This is a genomic window from Luteimonas sp. e5 (assembly GCF_054031035.1).
The window spans coordinates 259,948-276,850 of sequence record NZ_JBSTRX010000001.1 but is presented as its reverse complement, the minus strand read 5'-3'; the positions used below and the strand labels follow the sequence as shown (position 1 = coordinate 276,850).

15 protein-coding genes are annotated in these 16,903 nt (G+C 69.0%); 4 read left to right on the top strand and 11 right to left on the bottom strand.

Features of this window, described 5'->3' with window-relative positions; all coding sequences use genetic code 11:
- Positions 1–8 precede the first annotated feature (8 nt).
- From trpA to prmB, 8 genes are all read right to left on the bottom strand, one after another.
- Positions 9–827, bottom strand: coding sequence for a tryptophan synthase subunit alpha (gene trpA / locus ACW11F_RS01395; protein WP_456995138.1), 819 nt, complete (start codon positions 825–827; stop codon positions 9–11).
- Between the two features lie 43 nt (positions 828–870).
- Positions 871–2,121 (bottom strand): tryptophan synthase subunit beta, encoded by a 1,251-nt coding sequence (gene trpB, locus ACW11F_RS01390; protein WP_456995860.1) that lies wholly within the window; start codon positions 2,119–2,121, stop codon positions 871–873.
- Entirely contained in the window at positions 2,078–2,773 is a 696-nt protein-coding gene (locus tag ACW11F_RS01385; RefSeq protein ID WP_456995859.1) for a phosphoribosylanthranilate isomerase, read from the bottom strand. Before ACW11F_RS01385 ends, trpB begins: the two co-directional genes overlap by 44 nt.
- Positions 2,774–2,775: 2 nt before the next feature.
- Positions 2,776–3,582, bottom strand: a complete 807-nt coding sequence (gene truA, locus ACW11F_RS01380) for a tRNA pseudouridine(38-40) synthase TruA (RefSeq protein ID WP_456995136.1) — start codon at positions 3,580–3,582, stop codon at positions 2,776–2,778.
- The gene (locus ACW11F_RS01375) at positions 3,582–5,552 is read right to left on the bottom strand and encodes a FimV/HubP family polar landmark protein (protein ID WP_456995134.1); all 1,971 of its coding nucleotides are present in this window, start codon (positions 5,550–5,552) and stop codon (positions 3,582–3,584) included. The genes truA and ACW11F_RS01375 overlap by 1 nt, the downstream gene beginning before the upstream one ends.
- Before the next feature lie 22 nt (positions 5,553–5,574).
- Positions 5,575–6,591, bottom strand: a complete 1,017-nt coding sequence (locus ACW11F_RS01370; protein ID WP_456995132.1) for an aspartate-semialdehyde dehydrogenase — start codon at positions 6,589–6,591, stop codon at positions 5,575–5,577.
- Between the two features lie 61 nt (positions 6,592–6,652).
- Positions 6,653–7,735 carry a chorismate synthase gene (gene aroC, locus ACW11F_RS01365; protein ID WP_456995130.1) on the bottom strand — a complete coding sequence of 361 codons (1,083 nt, stop codon included), beginning with the start codon at positions 7,733–7,735 and terminating at the stop codon, positions 6,653–6,655.
- Complete coding sequence (prmB, locus tag ACW11F_RS01360) at positions 7,732–8,661, bottom strand: 50S ribosomal protein L3 N(5)-glutamine methyltransferase (RefSeq protein ID WP_456995128.1); 930 nt, start codon at positions 8,659–8,661, stop codon at positions 7,732–7,734. Before prmB ends, aroC begins: the two co-directional genes overlap by 4 nt.
- Positions 8,662–8,751: 90 nt before the next feature.
- Here prmB and ACW11F_RS01355 point away from each other — a divergent pair, with 90 nt between their 5' ends.
- Together ACW11F_RS01355 and asd are read left to right on the top strand one after the other, a co-directional pair.
- The gene (locus tag ACW11F_RS01355; protein ID WP_456995126.1) at positions 8,752–9,429 is read left to right on the top strand and encodes an SCO family protein; all 678 of its coding nucleotides are present in this window, start codon (positions 8,752–8,754) and stop codon (positions 9,427–9,429) included.
- Positions 9,426–10,280, top strand: a complete 855-nt coding sequence (asd, locus tag ACW11F_RS01350) for an archaetidylserine decarboxylase (RefSeq protein WP_456995124.1) — start codon at positions 9,426–9,428, stop codon at positions 10,278–10,280. Before ACW11F_RS01355 ends, asd begins: the two co-directional genes overlap by 4 nt.
- A gap of 119 nt (positions 10,281–10,399) precedes the next feature.
- Here asd and cydX read toward each other — a convergent pair whose 3' ends face one another.
- Genes cydX through ACW11F_RS01335 form a run of 3 tightly spaced genes read right to left on the bottom strand, consistent with a single transcriptional unit; the run spans position 10,400 to position 13,246 of the window.
- A complete protein-coding gene (gene cydX / locus ACW11F_RS01345) occupies positions 10,400–10,495 on the bottom strand; it encodes a cytochrome bd-I oxidase subunit CydX (protein WP_456995122.1) in 96 nt (31 codons plus the stop codon).
- Positions 10,496–10,509: 14 nt separating this feature from the next.
- The gene (cydB, locus tag ACW11F_RS01340) at positions 10,510–11,655 is read right to left on the bottom strand and encodes a cytochrome d ubiquinol oxidase subunit II (RefSeq protein WP_456995120.1); all 1,146 of its coding nucleotides are present in this window, start codon (positions 11,653–11,655) and stop codon (positions 10,510–10,512) included.
- Positions 11,656–11,665: 10 nt separating this feature from the next.
- Positions 11,666–13,246 (bottom strand): cytochrome ubiquinol oxidase subunit I, encoded by a 1,581-nt coding sequence (locus tag ACW11F_RS01335; RefSeq protein WP_456995118.1) that lies wholly within the window; start codon positions 13,244–13,246, stop codon positions 11,666–11,668.
- Between the two features lie 212 nt (positions 13,247–13,458).
- Here ACW11F_RS01335 and cydD point away from each other — a divergent pair, with 212 nt between their 5' ends.
- Both cydD and cydC read left to right on the top strand, forming a co-directional pair.
- The gene (cydD, locus tag ACW11F_RS01330; protein ID WP_456995116.1) at positions 13,459–15,186 is read left to right on the top strand and encodes a thiol reductant ABC exporter subunit CydD; all 1,728 of its coding nucleotides are present in this window, start codon (positions 13,459–13,461) and stop codon (positions 15,184–15,186) included.
- Positions 15,183–16,862 (top strand): thiol reductant ABC exporter subunit CydC, encoded by a 1,680-nt coding sequence (cydC, locus tag ACW11F_RS01325; protein WP_456995114.1) that lies wholly within the window; start codon positions 15,183–15,185, stop codon positions 16,860–16,862. Before cydD ends, cydC begins: the two co-directional genes overlap by 4 nt.
- The last annotated feature ends 41 nt before the right edge of the window (positions 16,863–16,903 follow it).

Below are 16,903 nucleotides of genomic sequence, written 5' to 3'. Positions count from 1 at the left end.
GCAGCAGTTTAGCCCACCGCCCCGTCGCCACCGTCCAGTGCGGTACGCAACGGCGCGAGGAAGGCACCGGCGCGTGCGGCGGCGCCGGCGGCGTCAATCGCCGGCGCCAGCTCGGCCATCAGCGCGCTGCCGACCACCACGCCGTCGGCCTGCGCGGCCAATGTCGCGGCACTGGCCGCGTCGCGGATACCGAAGCCGGCCACCACCGGCACCGACATGCGTGCACGCAATTCCGCGAGGCGTGCGCCGGCATCGCCGGTATCCAGGCGATCGGCCCCGGTCACGCCGGCGTAGTTGACGTAGTAGAGATAGCCCTCGGCCACCTCGGCCAGGCGCGACAGGCGCGCGGCATCGGTGGTCGGCGACACCAGCCAGATCAGCGCCAGGCCGTGCGCGGAGAACGCACGGCGGTAGTCCGCGGCTTCTTCCGGCGGCAGATCGACCAGCAGCATGCCGTCCACGCCGCAGGCGACCGCCTCAGCGGCGAACGCCTCGGGGCCACGGACTTCGATCGGGTTGAGATAGCCCATCAGTACCACCGGAGTATCGGCGTCGCGTTCGCGGAACTCGCGCACGCAGGCCAATGCATGGGCGATGCCGCCACCACGGGCGATGGCACGCTCCGAAGCCTGCTGGATGACCGGGCCGTCGGCCATCGGGTCGGAAAACGGCACGCCCAGCTCCAGCGCATCGCAACCGGCTTCCACGGCCGCATGCATCACCGCCACCGTTGCATCCAGCGTCGGCTCGCCGGCGGTGATGAAGGGAATCAGGGCCTTGCGCCCGGCTTCGCGCAACCCGGCGAAACGCTGCTGGATCCGCTTCATGCCAGCCCCCCGCGGGCAGACGTCGGCAAATGCGTGTGCAGGCTCACAGCTCGATGCCCTCGCGCTCGGCGATGGTGTGCACGTCCTTGTCGCCGCGGCCGGAGAGGTTGCACAGCACCAGTGCGTCCGCCGGCAATTCGCGCGCGAGCTTGATCGCCTGTGCCAGCGCATGGCTGGACTCGAGCGCGGCGAGGATGCCTTCGCTGCGTGCCAGGCGATGGAACGCATCCAGGGCTTCCTCGTCGGTGACACCGCGGTATTCGGCGCGCCCGGTGTCCTTGAGGAAGGCGTGCTCCGGGCCCACGCCCGGATAGTCCAGACCGGCGCTGATCGAATGCGTCTGGCTGATCTGGCCATCCTCGTCGCACAGCACATAGGTGCGGTTGCCGTGCAGCACGCCCGGGCGCCCCGCCGACAACGAGGCCGCATGGCGCTCACCGTGCATGCCCTCGCCCGCCGCCTCGGCGCCCACCAGGCGCACCTCGCGATCATTGAGGAAGGCATGGAAGATGCCGATGGCGTTGCTGCCGCCGCCGACGCAGGCGGTCACCGCGTCGGGCAGACGGCCGTGCTCGGCCAGCATCTGCGCGCGCGCCTCGCGCCCGACCACCGCGTTGAAATCACGCACCATGCGCGGGTACGGGTCCGGGCCGGCCACGGTGCCGATGATGTAGAAGGTATCCTCGACGTTGGTCACCCAGTCGCGCATGGCTTCGTTCAGGGCATCCTTGAGCGTGGCCGAGCCCGCGCTCACCGGCACCACCTCGGCACCGAGCAGCTTCATCCGCCACACGTTGGCACGTTGCCTGGCGATGTCGGTCGCGCCCATGTACACCACGCACTCGAGCCCCAGGCGCGCGGCCACGGTGGCACTGGCCACGCCATGCTGGCCGGCCCCGGTCTCGGCGATGATGCGACGCTTGCCCATGCGGCTGGCAAGCAGTGCCTGGCCGATGGTGTTGTTGATCTTGTGTGCGCCGGTGTGGTTGAGGTCCTCGCGCTTGAGCAGGATGCGCGCGCCGCCGACTTCACGGCTCAGCCGCTCGGCGAAATAGATCGGGCTCGGACGCCCGACGTAATGCTTGAGGTCGTGCTCGAACGCGGCGATGAAGTCCGGATCGCGGCGTGCTTCGTCATAGGCCGCAGCCAGCTGCTGCAGCGGCACCATCAGGGTTTCGGCGACGAAGCGGCCACCGAAGCGGCCGAAACGACCATCCGCATCCGGCCATGCGTGGAAGTCGGCGATGTCCTCAGCCGCAGTCGCCGGGACGCGGCCAGCGGTATCCGGACTCATGTTCATTTTCGCAATCGGCACGGTGCACCTCGGCAACGAAGGCACGCATTTTATCGCCATCCTTCACCCCCGGGGCCGATTCGATGCCGGAGGCCACGTCCACTGCCCACGGCATGCGCGAAGTGATCAGATCGAACACGTTGCCGCTGTCCAGTCCACCGGCGACCATGACCGGCTTGGTGCTTTGCGCGGGCAGTCGGCTCCAGTCAAAGCGTTGCCCGCTGCCACCACTGCCGCCGGCGACATGGCCATCGAACAGGAACGCCGCCGCGTGCGGATAGCGCGCATGCAGGCCGTGCCCATCGTGCTGCGCGGGATCGCCCATCGCGATCGCCTTGATGTACGGCAGGCCGAAGCTGCGGCAGAAACTGTCCTCTTCGTCGCCATGGAACTGAAGCACCGAAGGACGCAGCAGGCGCACGATCTCGCGCACCTCGCCCGGCGGGTTGTCGGAAAACAGGGCCACCATGTTGACCAGCGGACCGATCGCCTGGCGCAACGCGCGTGCCTCCTCGACCTGCAAGCGCCGCGGGCTGCCCTTGGCAAACACCAGGCCGACCGCGTCCACGCCCAGTTCGCAGGCCATGCGCACGTCACCGGCACGGGTGAATCCGCAGAACTTGATGCGGGTACGGATGGAGCTTGCGAGCACGCTCATGCCGGCAGGCTCACGTCGGCCGGCAAGCCGCAATCGACCGGGTACAGCGGATGCAGCAGGCTGAGCCCACGCGCTGGCGCGGTGGGACCGGCAAGGGTGCGATCGCGCCCGGCGAGGAGTTCGGCCAGCCAACTCGGGTCGCGTTCGCCGGCGCCGATCGGCAGCAGCGAGCCGACGATGTTGCGCACCATGTGGTGCAGGAAGGCATTGGCCTGGATGTCGAGCGTGACGATATCGTCGCAACGGCGCACTGAGATCTCCTGAATTTCGCGACGTGCATGGGGCGCTTGGCAATGCACGGTGCGGAACGCGGAAAAATCGTGTTCGCCGAGCAATGACTGCGCTGCCACATGCATGCGCTGAACATCCAATGGTCGCCGTTCCCACGTGAAGTAAGCGCGTTGATACGCCGGGCGCACTGAACGATTCAGGATCTGGTAACGATAACGGCGCGCCACGGCGCTGAAGCGGGCGCTGAAATCCGCCGCCACCGGCACGCACCAGCGCACCGCCATGTCCGCCGGAAGATGGCCGGTGGTGCCCAATACCCAGGCCCACGGACTGCGCTGTGCGTCGGAATCGAAATGCACCACCTGGCAGTGCGCATGCACGCCAGCATCGGTGCGGCCGGCGCACACCGTCGCCACCGGCGCATCCGCCACTTGCGCAAGCGCCTCTTCCAGCGTCTGTTGCAGCGTCGGACCGGCATGGCCAAGACGCTGCCAGCCGAGGTAGCGGCTGCCGTCGTATTCGACCCCCAGCGCGTAGCGGCGCGTGAGCGTCGGAAGCGCCTGCGCGGACATCACCCGGCGAGGCGGGCCAGCAGCTCGCGTGCCTCCTGCGCATGCGGGCCACCGAGTTCGATCGCCTGCTCCAGCAGCATGCGCGCGGTGGTGGCGTCCTCGAGTTCGAGGTAGGTGCGCGCCAGGGCCACGCGCTCGGCCGCTTCGGCATGCCGCGGATCGCTCATCGGCGGCAGCTCGAAACCGTCATCGGCCGCGGCATCACCATCGCCGCCTGCATCCGCGCTTGGGTACGCGACATCCCATTGCGCATCCAGCGCCGCATCCTCGTCGCTGCGCTCGGGCATCGATCCGGCATCGGTTTCCGCAGCCACTTCGGCATCGATCCCGTCGATCGGCGCATCGAACACGCCCTGCCCCGGCGGCAACTGCTGCGGCATGGGCTCCCATTCGTCGGCATGCGCGGCAGCGGCCTGATCCGTGTGCGCTGTTTCCTGTTCTCCCGCCGGTGTCGGTACCGCGTCGTCGGGCTCGCGGTACAGCGAACCCGACCAATCCGTACGCGCCACCGGCATCACCAGGTCGTCGACCGCGGGCTGGGCCAATTCACCCTGCGGCGGGACTCCGGTCCAGGATGGCGTGCCCAGCGGCTCGGCGTCGGCCTCGTCATTTTCCTCTTCCTGTGCGAACAGGGCGGCACTGGAAACCGGTTGCGGGCGTTCGCGGGTGAAACTCGGCGGCTCATCCGATGGCGCCACGGGCGGCTTGCGCCGGCCACGCAGCCACCATGCGAGGAGTGCCAGCAGCAGGACCAGGGCACCCAGGCCAAGCCACGGCAGCACACTGCCGGCGGCCGGATCCGCCGAACGCTGCTTGAGTTGCTGCTCGGCCACGGCGAGCTGGCTGTCCTTCATTTCGATCAGCCGTGCCTGTTGCTGCTGCAGGGTTTCAAGCTCTTGCACGCGTGATTTCAGTTCCGCGACTTCGGCGTCGCGGCTGGCGATGGTTTCGTGCGCTTCCTGCAATTGCTGGGTCATCTGTGCATCTCCCTGGCCGCTGCCGCCAGTGCCCGTTGCCGTGCTGCCGGCGGCGGGGATGATTTCAAGTCGTGCATCACTGCGTGCGGGTGTGGCCGGTGCCGCGCCCGAGGCGCTTGCTGCGGGTGCCGCGGCGGCGATCTCGGTGGCTGCGGATGCACCGCTTCGGGCGGCGCGCGCGCGGCCCCAGGCCGCCAGTTGGCTGCGCAGCTCGCGAGCCGCGCCATCGTTGGCTGCGCGCGTGATGTCCTCGGCACCCGGCAGCTGCAGGCGCGCGCCCTCGCGCAGCAAATGCGGGTTGCCACGGATGAAGGCTTCGGGGTTGGCGCGCATCAGCGCCGCCATCACCGCGGCGCTGGACTGGCCGGGGGCACGCAACTGTGCGGCAATCCCGGACAGGGTCTGCCCGCGACGCACGGTCATTGCATCGTTGCCTGGTGCCGGTGCAGAGGCCGTCGGCGTCGGCGTCGCGCTGGTCGGCGTGGCGGCGGACTCGGGCGTCGCGACCGGCGTGGCCGGTTCCGCCTCGCGCACGATGCTGGCCTCGGGCGCGGCTTCGGGCACTTCGATCTGCGGCGTCTCGGTGGCTTCCACCACCTCCGGCGCATCCATCAGCAGCGAGTACTCGCGCACCAGGCGCCCTTCGCCCCAGTCGACTTCCACCAGGAAAGTCAGCATCGGCAGGTTGACCGCGCTGTGGCTGGTGACACGGATCACCGGCTGCCCGGCGGCATCCTCGGCCAGCACGAACTGCAGGTCGGAGACCAGGCTGTCCGGCAACGGCAGGCCGATGCGCAGGAACGTCTCGGGCGAGGCCAGCCGCGCCTGCAGATTGGCCAGCTCGGCCGGCTCGGCGATCACCGGAATCTCGGCCAACAGCGGCTCGCCCGGCCTGGACTTGAGCACGATCTGGCCCAGGCCCAGTGCCCACGCCGGCGCACTGACCAGGGCCAGCAACGTCGCGATGACAATGGTTTGCAGGAATTTCCTCATACGGGACGCACTCTAGCGGGCCTCATCCTTCGCTGGCAACGATTTCCGCGATCTGCACCGCATTGAGCGCCGCACCCTTGCGGATGTTGTCGGCGACGATCCACAGGTTCAACGCCTGCGGGTGCGACTGATCCTGACGGATGCGCCCGACGAATACCGGGTCGCGCCCCGAGGCGTGCGTGACCGGCGTCGGGTAGCCGCCGGGGCGCCGCTCGTCGACCACTTCGATGCCGGGCGCCGCCTGCAGCAAGGCGCGTGCTTCATCCGCCGACAGCGGCTTGCGGGTTTCGATGTTGACCGCTTCGGCATGACCATAGAACACCGGCACCCGCACCGCGGTCGGGTTCACCTGGATCGACGCGTCGCCGAGGATCTTGCGCGTCTCCCACACCAGCTTCATTTCCTCGCGGGTATGCCCGTCGTCGAGGAACTCGTCGATGTGCGGGATCAGGTTGAACGCGATCTGCACCGGGAAGCGTTCAGGCTGCGCACCCTGGAAACCGAGCAGCGATGCGGTCTGCCGGCCCAGTTCCTCCAGTGCTTCGCGCCCGGCCCCGGACACCGACTGGTAGGTGGCGACGTTGACCCGCGCGATGCCGGCGGCATCGTGGATCGGCTTGAGCGCGACCACCAGTTGCGCGGTCGAGCAGTTGGGGTTGGCGATGATCCCGCGCGGACGCTGCTTCACGGCGTCGGGATTGACCTCGCTGACCACCAGCGGCACGTCGTCCTCGTACCGAAACGCGGAGGAGTTGTCGATCACCACCGCCCCGGCCGCGGCGAACTTCGGCGCGTACTGGCGCGAGACCTCGCCACCGGCGGAAAACAAGGCGATATCGACACCGGCCGGGTCAAACTCGTCCAGCGCCTGCACGCGCAACTCGTCGTCGCCGTACTCGACCACCGAGCCGGCCGAGCGCTCGCTGGCCAGCGCGATCACCTCGCTGGCGGGGAAGCGGCGTTCGGCGAGGATCGACAACATGGCCTCGCCCACCGCACCGGTGGCGCCGACGACCGCGACCTTGAATTGCTTGCTCATGCAGATGTCCGTTCGATCAGGAAGATGGGCCGTGGCCCGGTGTTGCGTGCGCTGGCGGCGCTCATGCGATGCGTGGCGCGACGTCACCAACATCGCCGCATTGGGCACGATGGCGCAGCGCCTGGTCCATCAGCACCAGCGCCAGCATCGCCTCGCAGATGGGCGTGGCGCGGATGCCGACGCAGGGGTCATGGCGGCCGGTGGTGACGACCTGGACCGCGTTGCCGTCCACGTCCAGGCTCGCCGCCGGCAGGCGCAGGCTGGAGGTCGGCTTGAACGCCACCGCGACGCGGATCGGCTGGCCGGTGGAGATGCCGCCGAGGATGCCGCCGGCATGGTTGCTGGCGAAACCCTCGGCATGCAGCAGGTCGCGGTGCTCGCTGCCTTGCTGGCTGACGGCGCCGAAGCCGGCGCCGATTTCCACGCCCTTGACCGCATTGATCGACAGCATCGCCGCGCCGATCTCGGCCGACAGCTTGCCGTACACCGGCTCGCCCCAGCCCGGCGGCACGCCGCTGGCTTCGACGTGCACCCGCGCGCCGACCGAGTCACCGGACTTGCGCAGTGCGTCCATGTACGCCTCGACTTCGGCCAGTTGCTCTGCATCCGGCCAGAAGAAGGGGTTGGTTTCCACCGCCGACCAGTCATGGCTGCGCGGCCGCAGCTCGCCGATCTGCGCCAGATGCCCGCGCACCTGCACGCCATGGCGTTCGGCCAGCCACTTCTTGGCGATCACCGCCGCGGCCACGCGCATCGTGGTTTCGCGCGCGCTGGCACGGCCGCCGCCATGCGGGTCGCGGATGCCGTACTTCTGCCAATAGCTGTAATCGGCATGGCCGGGGCGGAACTGGCGCTCGATCTTCGAATAGTCCTTGCTGCGCGCATCGGTGTTGCGGATCAGCAGGGCGATCGGAGTGCCGGTGCTGTGGCCCTGGTACACGCCGGAGAGGATTTCGACCTCGTCGGCTTCGCGCCGTTGCGAGACATGCCGGCTGCGGCCGGTGGCACGCCGCGCCAGGTCATGCGCGAAGTCCTCCGGCGCAATGGCGATGCCGGGCGGGCAGCCATCGATCACGCAGCCGATCGCCGGGCCGTGCGATTCGCCGAAGGTGGTGACGCGCAGTGTGTGGCCGAAGCTGTTCATGCGCGCATCCCGGCCAGTTCGTCGATGCGCGCGTGGTGGGCCAGCAGGTCGTCGCGCTCGGCGACGAACACACCCATCTGCCCGACCCTGAACTCCACCCAGGCCAGCGGCAATTCCGGCAGCAGCTGCACCAGTGCACGCTCGGACTCGCCGACTTCGCAGATCAGCAGGCCGCCTTCGTCCAGATGCGCGGGCGCATCACGCAGGATGCGCAGGACCAGGTCCAGACCGTCATCGCCCGCGCGCAGACCCAGTTCGGGCTCGTGCGCATACTCGGCCGGCAGCGCATCGGTTTCGGCATGGGTCACGTAGGGCGGGTTGGTCACGATCAGCTGGTAACGCTCGCCTTGCAACGCCTCGAACAGGTCGGACTTGAGCAGACGCACGTTGTCGGCCATCAGGCGCTCGCGGTTCTCCTCGGCCAATGCCAGCGCGGCGTCGCTGATGTCGACGCCATCGACCTGCCAATGCGGGTGGTAATGCGCCATCGCGATGGCGATGCAGCCCGAGCCGGTACACACGTCCAGCGCACGCTGGACCTCGCGCCCTCCGAGCCAGGGCTCGAAGCCGGCTTCGATCAGTTCGGCGATCGGCGAGCGCGGCACCAGCGCACGCGGGTCGGATTTGAACGAAAGCCCGCAGAACCACGCCTCGCCGGTGAGGTAGGCCGCGGGGATGCGCTCCTCGATGCGGCGTCGGAACAGTGCGAGGGTGGCCTCTTTCTCCGCCGCGGTCAGGCGCGACTGGCCATACACCGGCGGCAGGTCGTGCGGCAGGTGCAGCGCATGCAGCACCAGTTGCGTGGCTTCGTCGATCGCGTTGTCGAAACCGTGGCCGAAGGTCAGCCCGGCCGCGTTGAAGCGGCTCGCACCGTGGCGGATGAAGTCGATCAGGGTGCGCAATTCGCGCGCGTCATCGGCATTCACGGCAGGTCGGGCCCGGCAGGCAGCAGGAAGACCGGGCAGTATAGCGGCGGCCCGCTATGATGGCGGGTGCTTTCCCTGCAGCGTGATGCCATGTTCAATCGAACCACCCTCATCATCCTCGTCGCCGCGATGGCCGTGGCCGGCCTGCTGGCCGGGCTCGCGGTCTTCAATCGTGCGCCTGCCCCGGCGCCGGATAGCGTCGCCGACAGCGCCGTCCCGCTCGAGGCATTCAAGCGTTTCGACCAGCCGCGCGAGATTCCGCCGGTCAACCTGGTGCGCTCCGACGGCCAGCCGCTGACCACCGACTCGCTCGAGGGTCACTGGACCCTGGTATTCATCGGCTTCGTGCACTGTCCCGACATCTGCCCGACCACGCTGGCGCAGATGAAGCGCGCGCAGAACCTGTGGGCCGACCTGCCCGAGGCCACCCGGCCACGGCTGCTGTTCGTCTCGGTCGATCCCGAGCGCGACACGCCCGAACTGGTCGGCCGCTACGCCAACGGCTTCCATGCCGACACCATCGCCGCCACCGGTGAGCTGCCGGCACTGCGCACCTTCGCCCGCTCGCTGTCGCTGGTGTTCATGAAGCAGCCGCCCGAGCGCGGCGCGCCAGAAGATCGCTATGCGGTGGACCACTCGGCTTCGATCGCGGTGCTGGATCCGCAGGTACGCATGGCCGGCGTGATCACGCCCGACCCGGCCACCGGGGGCTTCGAGCCCGAACGCATCGCCGCCGAGTTCACCGCGCTGACGCAAGCCGCCCAATGAGTCCGATCACGGCGCTGACCTACGCGCTGCCGCACCGTGCGCTGTCCTCGCTGGCGCGGCGATTGGCGTATTCGCAACATCCGGCGATCAAGCAACGCCTGATCGATACCGTGATCGCGCGCTTCGGGGTGGACATGAGCGAAGCCGCGGAGCCGGATCCGCGCGCCTACCCCAGCTTCAATGCCTTCTTCACCCGCGCCCTGAAGCCGGGCGCGCGCACGCCCGATGCAGATCCGCGCGCATTGCTGATGCCGGCCGATGGCCACATCAGCCAGTGCGGGCCGATCCGCGAAGGACGCATCTTCCAGGCCAAGGGCCAGTCGTTCAGCGTCGAGGAGCTGCTGGGTGGCGATGCCACCGCGGCCGCGGCCTTTGCCGATGGCCTGTTCGCCACCATCTACCTGTCCCCGCGCGACTACCACCGCGTGCACATGCCCTGCGCCGCGCGCCTGCTGGAAACCGTGCATGTGCCGGGCCGGCTGTTCTCGGTGGGCCGCGATGCGGTCGCCTCGGTGCCGCGGCTGTTCGCGCGCAACGAACGGCTGGTCTGCCATTTCGACACCGATTTCGGGCCGATGGTGCAGGTGATGGTCGGCGCGCTGCTGGTCTCGGGCGTGGAAACGGTGTGGGACGGCGTGGTGATCCCGCCCTACGGCCACGGCATCGGTCGCCGCGACTGGCGCGACCAGGACATCCGCCTTGCGCGCGGTGCGGAAATGGCGCGCTTCAACTACGGCAGCACCGTCATCACCCTGCTGCCGCCGGGCGTGGCGCAACTTGCTCAAGAGTTGGGTGCGGAAACGCCGGTGCGCCTGGGCCAGCGGCTGGCGACCCTGACCGCCACGGCCTGAGCGTCCGCCACAGCTTCGGAAACAACACCGCCCGCACCTTGACGGTACGGGCGGCGCTCATGCGTGACGATGACGGCAGCCCCGGCACGGGTGCCGCCGTCGATGTTCAGGCGTCCTGCTCAGGCGTCCGGCTCGCGCGCCTCGAACCACATGCCATTGAGGATGGCAAAGGTCGCGGCCAGGCCGACACCGAGAATCCAGGCGAAATACCACATGTCAGCTCTCCAGATCAGTAGGCGTTGGGCGTGTCGTCCACGCTTTCGGGGGTGACCTTGCCGCGCAGCACGCGGAACACCCAGGCGGTGTAGGCAAGCACGATCGGCAGGAAGATCAGCGTCGCCAGCAGCATCACCCACAGGGTCATGTGGCTGCTGGAGGCATCCCACAGGGTCAGCCCCGCGCCCGGCACCGAAGAGGACGGCAGCAGGAACGGGAACACGGTGAAGCCCACGCCGATGATGATGCCGGTCAGCGACAGCGCCGAGCTGATGAAGGCGGCGCCACCACGCCGCGCACGCAGCATGAAGAAGGCCGCCAGCGCGCCGCCGATGCCCAGCAGCGGGAACAGCCAGATCCACGGCATCGCCGAGAAGTTGGCCATCCACAGCCCGGCGCCGGCGGCGACTTCCTTGCCCAGCGGATTGGCCGGCATCGCCTGGTCGATCACCGATTCGATGCGATAGCCACGCACGCCCAGCGCCAGCCACACGCCACCCAGCGCGTACAGGATCGCTGCGGCCAGCGCCGCCCAGGCGCCGTAGCGCGCCGAACGCTCCGCCACCACGCCGGTGGTCTTCATCACCAGCATCGCCGCGCCATGCGCCACCAGGATCGCCACGCTGACCAGCCCGGCCAGCAGCGCGAACGGTGTCAGCAGGCCGAAGAAGCCGCCGGTGTAGACCGGGCGCAGTTCCGGGGTGAAGTGGAACGGCACGCCGAGCAGCACGTTGCCGACCGCCACGCCGAAGATCAGCGCCGGCACCGCGCCGCCGACGAACAGCGCCCAGTCCCAGGTATTGCGCCACTTGGGCTCCACCTTGCCGCGGAACTTGAACCCGACCGGGCGCAGGATCAGCGCGAACAGGATCACGAACATGGCCAGGTAGAAGCCGGAGAAGCTGACCGCATACAGCGGCGGGAACGCTGCGAAGATCGCGCCACCGCCGAGGATCAGCCACACCTGGTTGCCTTCCCAGACCGGGCCGATGGTGTTGATCACCACCCGCCGCTCCTCGTCATTGCGGGCAACGAACGGCAGCAGCGAGGCCACGCCAAGGTCGAAGCCGTCCATGATCGCGAAGCCGAGCAGCAACACGCCCAGCAGCAGCCACCAGATCAGCTTGAGCGTCGGGTAATCCAGGGGAATGAATTCCATGATGATCTCCTCAAACGACCGGGTGGACGTGGGCGGATTCCGGCCCCGGACGGACCGAGGGTTCGGGCGGGGCCAGCTCGTCCGGCCCCTTGCGCACCATCTTCAGCATCAGCTTGACCTCGACCACCGCCAGCGCGGTGTACAGCGCGACGAAGCCGGTCAGCGACAGCAGGATGTCGCGCAGCGCCAGGCCCGATGCCGCGTAGAAGGTCGGCAACACGCCCTCGATGGCCCACGGCTGGCGACCGTACTCGGCCACGAACCAGCCGCATTCCGACGCAATCCACGGCAGCGGCAGGGTCCACAGCGCCAGCTTGAGGAAGCCGCGTTTGTCACCCAGACGACCGGTGCTGGCCAGCCAGAACGCGTAGATGAAGAAGCCGATGAAGTAGAAGCCGATGCCGACCATGATGCGGAAGGTCCAGAACAGCGGCGTCACCCGCGGCACCGTGTCCAGCGCCGCCTTGGAGATTTCCTCCTCGGTGGCGTTGGCGATGTCCTCGCGATAGCGCTTGAGCAGCAACGCGTGGCCGAGGTCGGGCCAGGTTTCCTCGAAGATCTGCCGCGCCTGGGCGTCATCGCGGTTCTCGCGCAACCGCTCCAGCGCCAGATAGGCCACCTGCCCGCCACGGATGCGCTGCTCGGCGCGCTTGACCAGATCGAGGATGCCGGGGATTTCGGTATCCAGCGAACGGGTCGCGATCAGGCCCATCACCCACGGCACCTTCATCTCGAAGTTGTTGGCCTGCGCCTGTTGGTCGGGGATGCCGAACACGGTGAAGCCGGCCGGCGCGGGTTCGGTTTCCCACATGCCTTCGATCGCCGCCAGCTTCATGTGCTGGTGCTCGGTGGTCACGTAGCCGCTTTCATCGCCCAGCACCACCACCGACAGCGAGGCCGCGAGGCCGAAGCTCGCCGCCACCGCCATCGAACGCTTGGCCAGTGCCACATGCTTGCCGCGCAGCAGGTAGAAGGCACTGATCGACATCACGAACACCGCGCCGGTGACGTAGCCGGCACTGACCGTGTGCACGAACTTGGCCTGGGCCACCGGGTTGAAGATCACCGCGGCGAAGTCGGTGATTTCCATGCGCATCGTGTCCGGGTTGAACACCGCGCCGACCGGGTTCTGCATCCAGCCGTTGGCGACCAGGATCCACAGCGCGGAGAAGTTCGCGCCCAGCGCCACCAGCCAGGTCACCACCAGGTGCTGCACCTTGGACAGGCGCTTCCAGCCGAAGAAGAACAGACCGATGAAGGTGGCTTCGAGGAAGAAGGCCATCAGCCCCTCGATCGCCAGCGGTGCGCCGAAAATGTCGCCGACGTAGTGGCTGTAGTAGGACCAGTTCATGCCGAACTGGAATTCCATGACGATGCCGGTGGCCACACCCATGGCGAAGTTGATGCCGAACAGCACCCCCCAGAACAGGGTCATGCGTCGCCAGATGTCCTTGCCGCTCATCACGTAGACGCTTTCCATGATCGCCATCATGAAAGACAGGCCCAATGTGAGCGGCACGAACAGGAAGTGGTACATCGCGGTCAGCGCGAACTGCAGGCGCGACAGTTCGGCTACAAGCATGTCAGGCATGACGGCCTCCATATGCGAATGGACGTGACCATCATCGGCGATCGGCGCCGGCAAGGTTTTGTCCGGGGTCAGGCAAGCCTACCCTCTTTCTGGCAACATGAATGGTTCGTTTGCCTGTCGAATGCGCAATATTCGACCTGGGCCGGATTTTTCGGCGCAGCCGGATTTGCCTGTCCGTGCTGCGACAGTGGCACCCCTCATCCGCGCCGCGCATGTCCGATTCCACGATCGCAGCCCCTCCTTCCGCACCTGCCGTCGCGGCGCCCGATGCGCGCGAGGCGTCCAACGTGCGCGACGCGCGAGCGCGGCTGACGAAGCTGGCCGAGGCGCAGTCCGGCCGCCTGCGCCTGGCCGCGGCCTGCCAGATCGGCGCCGGCTGGCTGCTGTTGCCGCAGGCCGGACTGATCGCGTACGGCCTGCAGCAGGTGTTCGTCGAAGGTGCCGCGGTGGTCTCATTGCACGGGCTGCCGTGGGCGCTGGCCGCGGTGCTGGCGCTGCGTGCGCTGCTGTCCTGGGGAGGACGCGAGCTGGCCGATACCGCGGCCAGCCGCATCCAGACCGGGCTGCGGCAACGGCTGGCCGAGCGCCTGCTCGCCGCCGGCGCACCGTGGTTGCGGCGACAGCGCAGCGGCGCCCTGGGTGAATTGACCGGCACCCATGTCGATGCGCTGCACGGCTATTACGCCGGCTTCGTGCCGACCCGGCTGGAAGTGCTGTGGGTGCCGCTGGCGATCCTCGTCGCCGCCTTCATCGCCGACTGGGTGGTCGGCCTGATCCTGCTGCTGACCCTGCCGCTGATCCCGTTGTTCATGATGCTGGTCGGCTGGAGCGCGGAAGCGGCCAGCCGCCGTCAGTTGCAGGCGCTGGCGCGGCTGGGCGGGCATTTTGCCGACCGCCTGCGCGGCCTCGGCCTGATCCGCGCGTACGGGCGTGGCGAGGCCGAACTGCAAGGCATCGGCGAGGCCGCCGAAGACCTGCGCCAGCGCGCGATGAAGGTGCTGCGGCTGGCCTTCCTGTCCTCGGCGGTACTGGAGTTCTTCGCCTCGGTCAGCGTGGCACTGATCGCAGTGTACCTGGGTTTCACCTACCTCGGCATGCTCGGCATCCGCCAGGCACCGCTGACCTTGGCCACCGGCATGTTCTGCCTGCTCCTGGCACCGGATTTCTATGCCCCGCTGCGGCGTCTGGCCGCGCATTACCACGACCGCGCCGCGGCGCTGGCGGCGATCGACGAGATCGAGGCGGCACTGGCCGGCAGCGACGCGCAAGCGACCACGAGTCGCCACGCCGATGCCGCCGCCGGCAGCCCCGCGCCGAGGCTGCTGGCGCGGGGGCTTGCCATCGGCCATCACGGACGCGATGCAGCAGTGCTGCAGGGCATCGATTTCGACATCCGGCCCGGCGAGTTCATCGCCATCGCCGGACCCAGCGGCAGCGGCAAGACCACCTTGCTGGAAACCGTGGCCGGCTGGCTGCCGCCGCTGGCCGGCGAGCTGCAGGTCGAGCCGGCGGTGCGCATCGGCTACGCGCCGCAGCGTCCGTTCCTGTTCCACGGCAGCATCGCCGACAACCTGCGCCTTGCCCGGCCCGATGCCGGCATGGACGAACTGCAGGCCGCGGCCGAAGCCACCCAGGCGATGGAGTTCATCCGCCGCCTGCCCGCGGGCATGGACACGCTGATCGGCGAGCACGGCTTTGGCCTGTCCGGTGGCGAAGCCCGGCGCCTGGCGCTGGCACGGCTACTGCTGCGCGATGCGCCGCTGTGGTTGCTGGACGAGCCCAGCGCCTTCCTCGATGCGGATACCGAGGCGGCGTTGCTGCGCGCCCTGCGCCGTCTTGCCCACGGCCGCACGGTGTTGATGGCGACCCACTCACCGGCGGCACTGGCCGCAGCCGACCGCGTGCTGCACCTCGCCACGCCGGCGGAGGCGCCGCGATGAAGGCTGCACCGCGCACGCTGAAGCAGGTGTTCGGCGGCCAGCGTGCGCTGCTGGTGCTGACCATCGTGCTGCTCGCCACCACCCTGCTCGCCGGCACCGGGCTGCTGGCGGTTTCGGCCCACTTCCTCACTGCCACCGCGCTGGCCGGTGCCGCCGCGACCGGCTTCAACTTCTTCGGCCCGTCGGCCGGGATCCGGGCGCTGACCTTTGCCCGCATCCTCTCGCGTTACGGCGAAAAACTCGTCGGCCACGACGCCACCCTGCGCATCGCCCGCGACCTGCGTCGCTGGTTCTTTGCCCGCGCCCTGCCGCTGGCACCGCTGGACCTGGGCCGCGAGCGCGTCGGTGACCTGCTGGCGCGTCTGATCGCCGATATCGACCAGGCCGATGGCCTGCTGGTGCGTGCCATCGGCCCGTTGCTGGCCTTGCTGGTGCTGGTGATCGCCCTGCTGCTGGGCATCGCCTGGCTGTTGGCGGCGGCGGCGCTGTGGATGGCGCTGGTGTTCGCCCTGCTCGGCCTCGTGCTGCCGGCTCTGCTGTCGCTGCGCAGCGACGATGCCGAACGCCGGCAGACGCTGGATCGCGCGGCGTTGCGGCAACGCCTGCACGAGGCACTGGAAGGTGCCGGTGATCTGATCGCGATGGATGCGGTGGCCCCGCGCCTGCAGGAGATCGATGCCGACGCCCGGAGGCTGGAAGACAGCAGCCTGCAGTTGCAGCGACGCCAATCGCTGGCGCAGCTGGCGCATGGCCTGATCGTCGCGGCGGGCCTGGCGATCCTGTTGTGGCAGCTGCTGCTGGGCTTCGAAGCCGGGGCGCTCACCGCGCCGCAAGCGGCGGCGCTGCTGTTCGCGGGGCTGGCCGGCTTCGAGGCCGCTTCCGGCCTGGCGCTGGCCTGGCAGTCCCTGCGTCAGGCGCGTGCCTCGCTGCGCCGGCTGCGCGAAGTCGCCGGGCGCGAGCCGGTGATCGGCGACATCGCCCAGGCGCAGGCCTTGCCGGCCAATGGCGAGCTGCGCCTGCACGGCGTGCGCTTCGGTTGGCATGGCGATGCCGGACGCATCCTGCTGGACGGCGTGGACCTGTCGATCGCACCCGGTGATCGGGTGCTGATCCGTGGCGACAGCGGCGCCGGCAAGTCCTCGCTGCTGGCCCTGCTGCTGCGCCTGCGCGACCCGGATGCCGGGCATATCCGCTTCGGCGGCATCGACCTGCGCCAGGCCAGTCAGGCGCAGTGGCACCGGCGCATCGCCTGGCTGCCGCAGGAGGCGCCGGTGTTTGCCGGCAGCGTGCGCGAGAACCTGCTGATGGGCGATGCGCAGGCCGACGATGCGCGGCTGTGGCAGGTGCTGGCGCAGGTGCGCATGGCGCAGGCGGTGCGCGCCCTGCCCGACGGGCTGGATGGCTGGATCGATGCCGCCGGTGCCAGCCTCTCGGCCGGCCAGGCGCGACGCATCGCGCTGGCCCGCGCCCTGCTGCGCGACGCCCCGTTGCTGTTGCTGGACGAACCGACCGAAGGGCTGGACGCCGACACCGCGCAGGGCCTGCTGCAAGACCTCGCCCGTGTCAGCGCCGGCCGCAGCCTGATCGTGATCAGCCACGCGCCGATTCCCGCCGAACTGACTCCGCGCCGCTACCGCCTGCGCGATGGTCGGCTGCTGGCCGAAAGCGCGCAGTAGCCGGCGCACGACTCGCACCCCGTGCCGTTGCGCGCAATGCG

Coding starts and splice junctions, on each gene's coding strand:
- trpA (WP_456995138.1), bottom strand. CDS start 827: ATGAAGCGGATCCAGCAGCGTTTCGCCGGGTTGCGCGAAGCCGGGCGC.
- trpB (WP_456995860.1), bottom strand. CDS start 2,121: ATGAGTCCGGATACCGCTGGCCGCGTCCCGGCGACTGCGGCTGAGGAC.
- truA (WP_456995136.1), bottom strand. CDS start 3,582: ATGTCCGCGCAGGCGCTTCCGACGCTCACGCGCCGCTACGCGCTGGGG.
- ACW11F_RS01375 (WP_456995134.1), bottom strand. CDS start 5,552: ATGAGGAAATTCCTGCAAACCATTGTCATCGCGACGTTGCTGGCCCTG.
- ACW11F_RS01370 (WP_456995132.1), bottom strand. CDS start 6,591: ATGAGCAAGCAATTCAAGGTCGCGGTCGTCGGCGCCACCGGTGCGGTG.
- aroC (WP_456995130.1), bottom strand. CDS start 7,735: ATGAACAGCTTCGGCCACACACTGCGCGTCACCACCTTCGGCGAATCG.
- ACW11F_RS01355 (WP_456995126.1), top strand. CDS start 8,752: ATGTTCAATCGAACCACCCTCATCATCCTCGTCGCCGCGATGGCCGTG.
- asd (WP_456995124.1), top strand. CDS start 9,426: ATGAGTCCGATCACGGCGCTGACCTACGCGCTGCCGCACCGTGCGCTG.
- cydX (WP_456995122.1), bottom strand. CDS start 10,495: ATGTGGTATTTCGCCTGGATTCTCGGTGTCGGCCTGGCCGCGACCTTT.
- cydB (WP_456995120.1), bottom strand. CDS start 11,655: ATGGAATTCATTCCCCTGGATTACCCGACGCTCAAGCTGATCTGGTGG.
- ACW11F_RS01335 (WP_456995118.1), bottom strand. CDS start 13,246: ATGCCTGACATGCTTGTAGCCGAACTGTCGCGCCTGCAGTTCGCGCTG.
- cydD (WP_456995116.1), top strand. CDS start 13,459: ATGTCCGATTCCACGATCGCAGCCCCTCCTTCCGCACCTGCCGTCGCG.
- cydC (WP_456995114.1), top strand. CDS start 15,183: ATGAAGGCTGCACCGCGCACGCTGAAGCAGGTGTTCGGCGGCCAGCGT.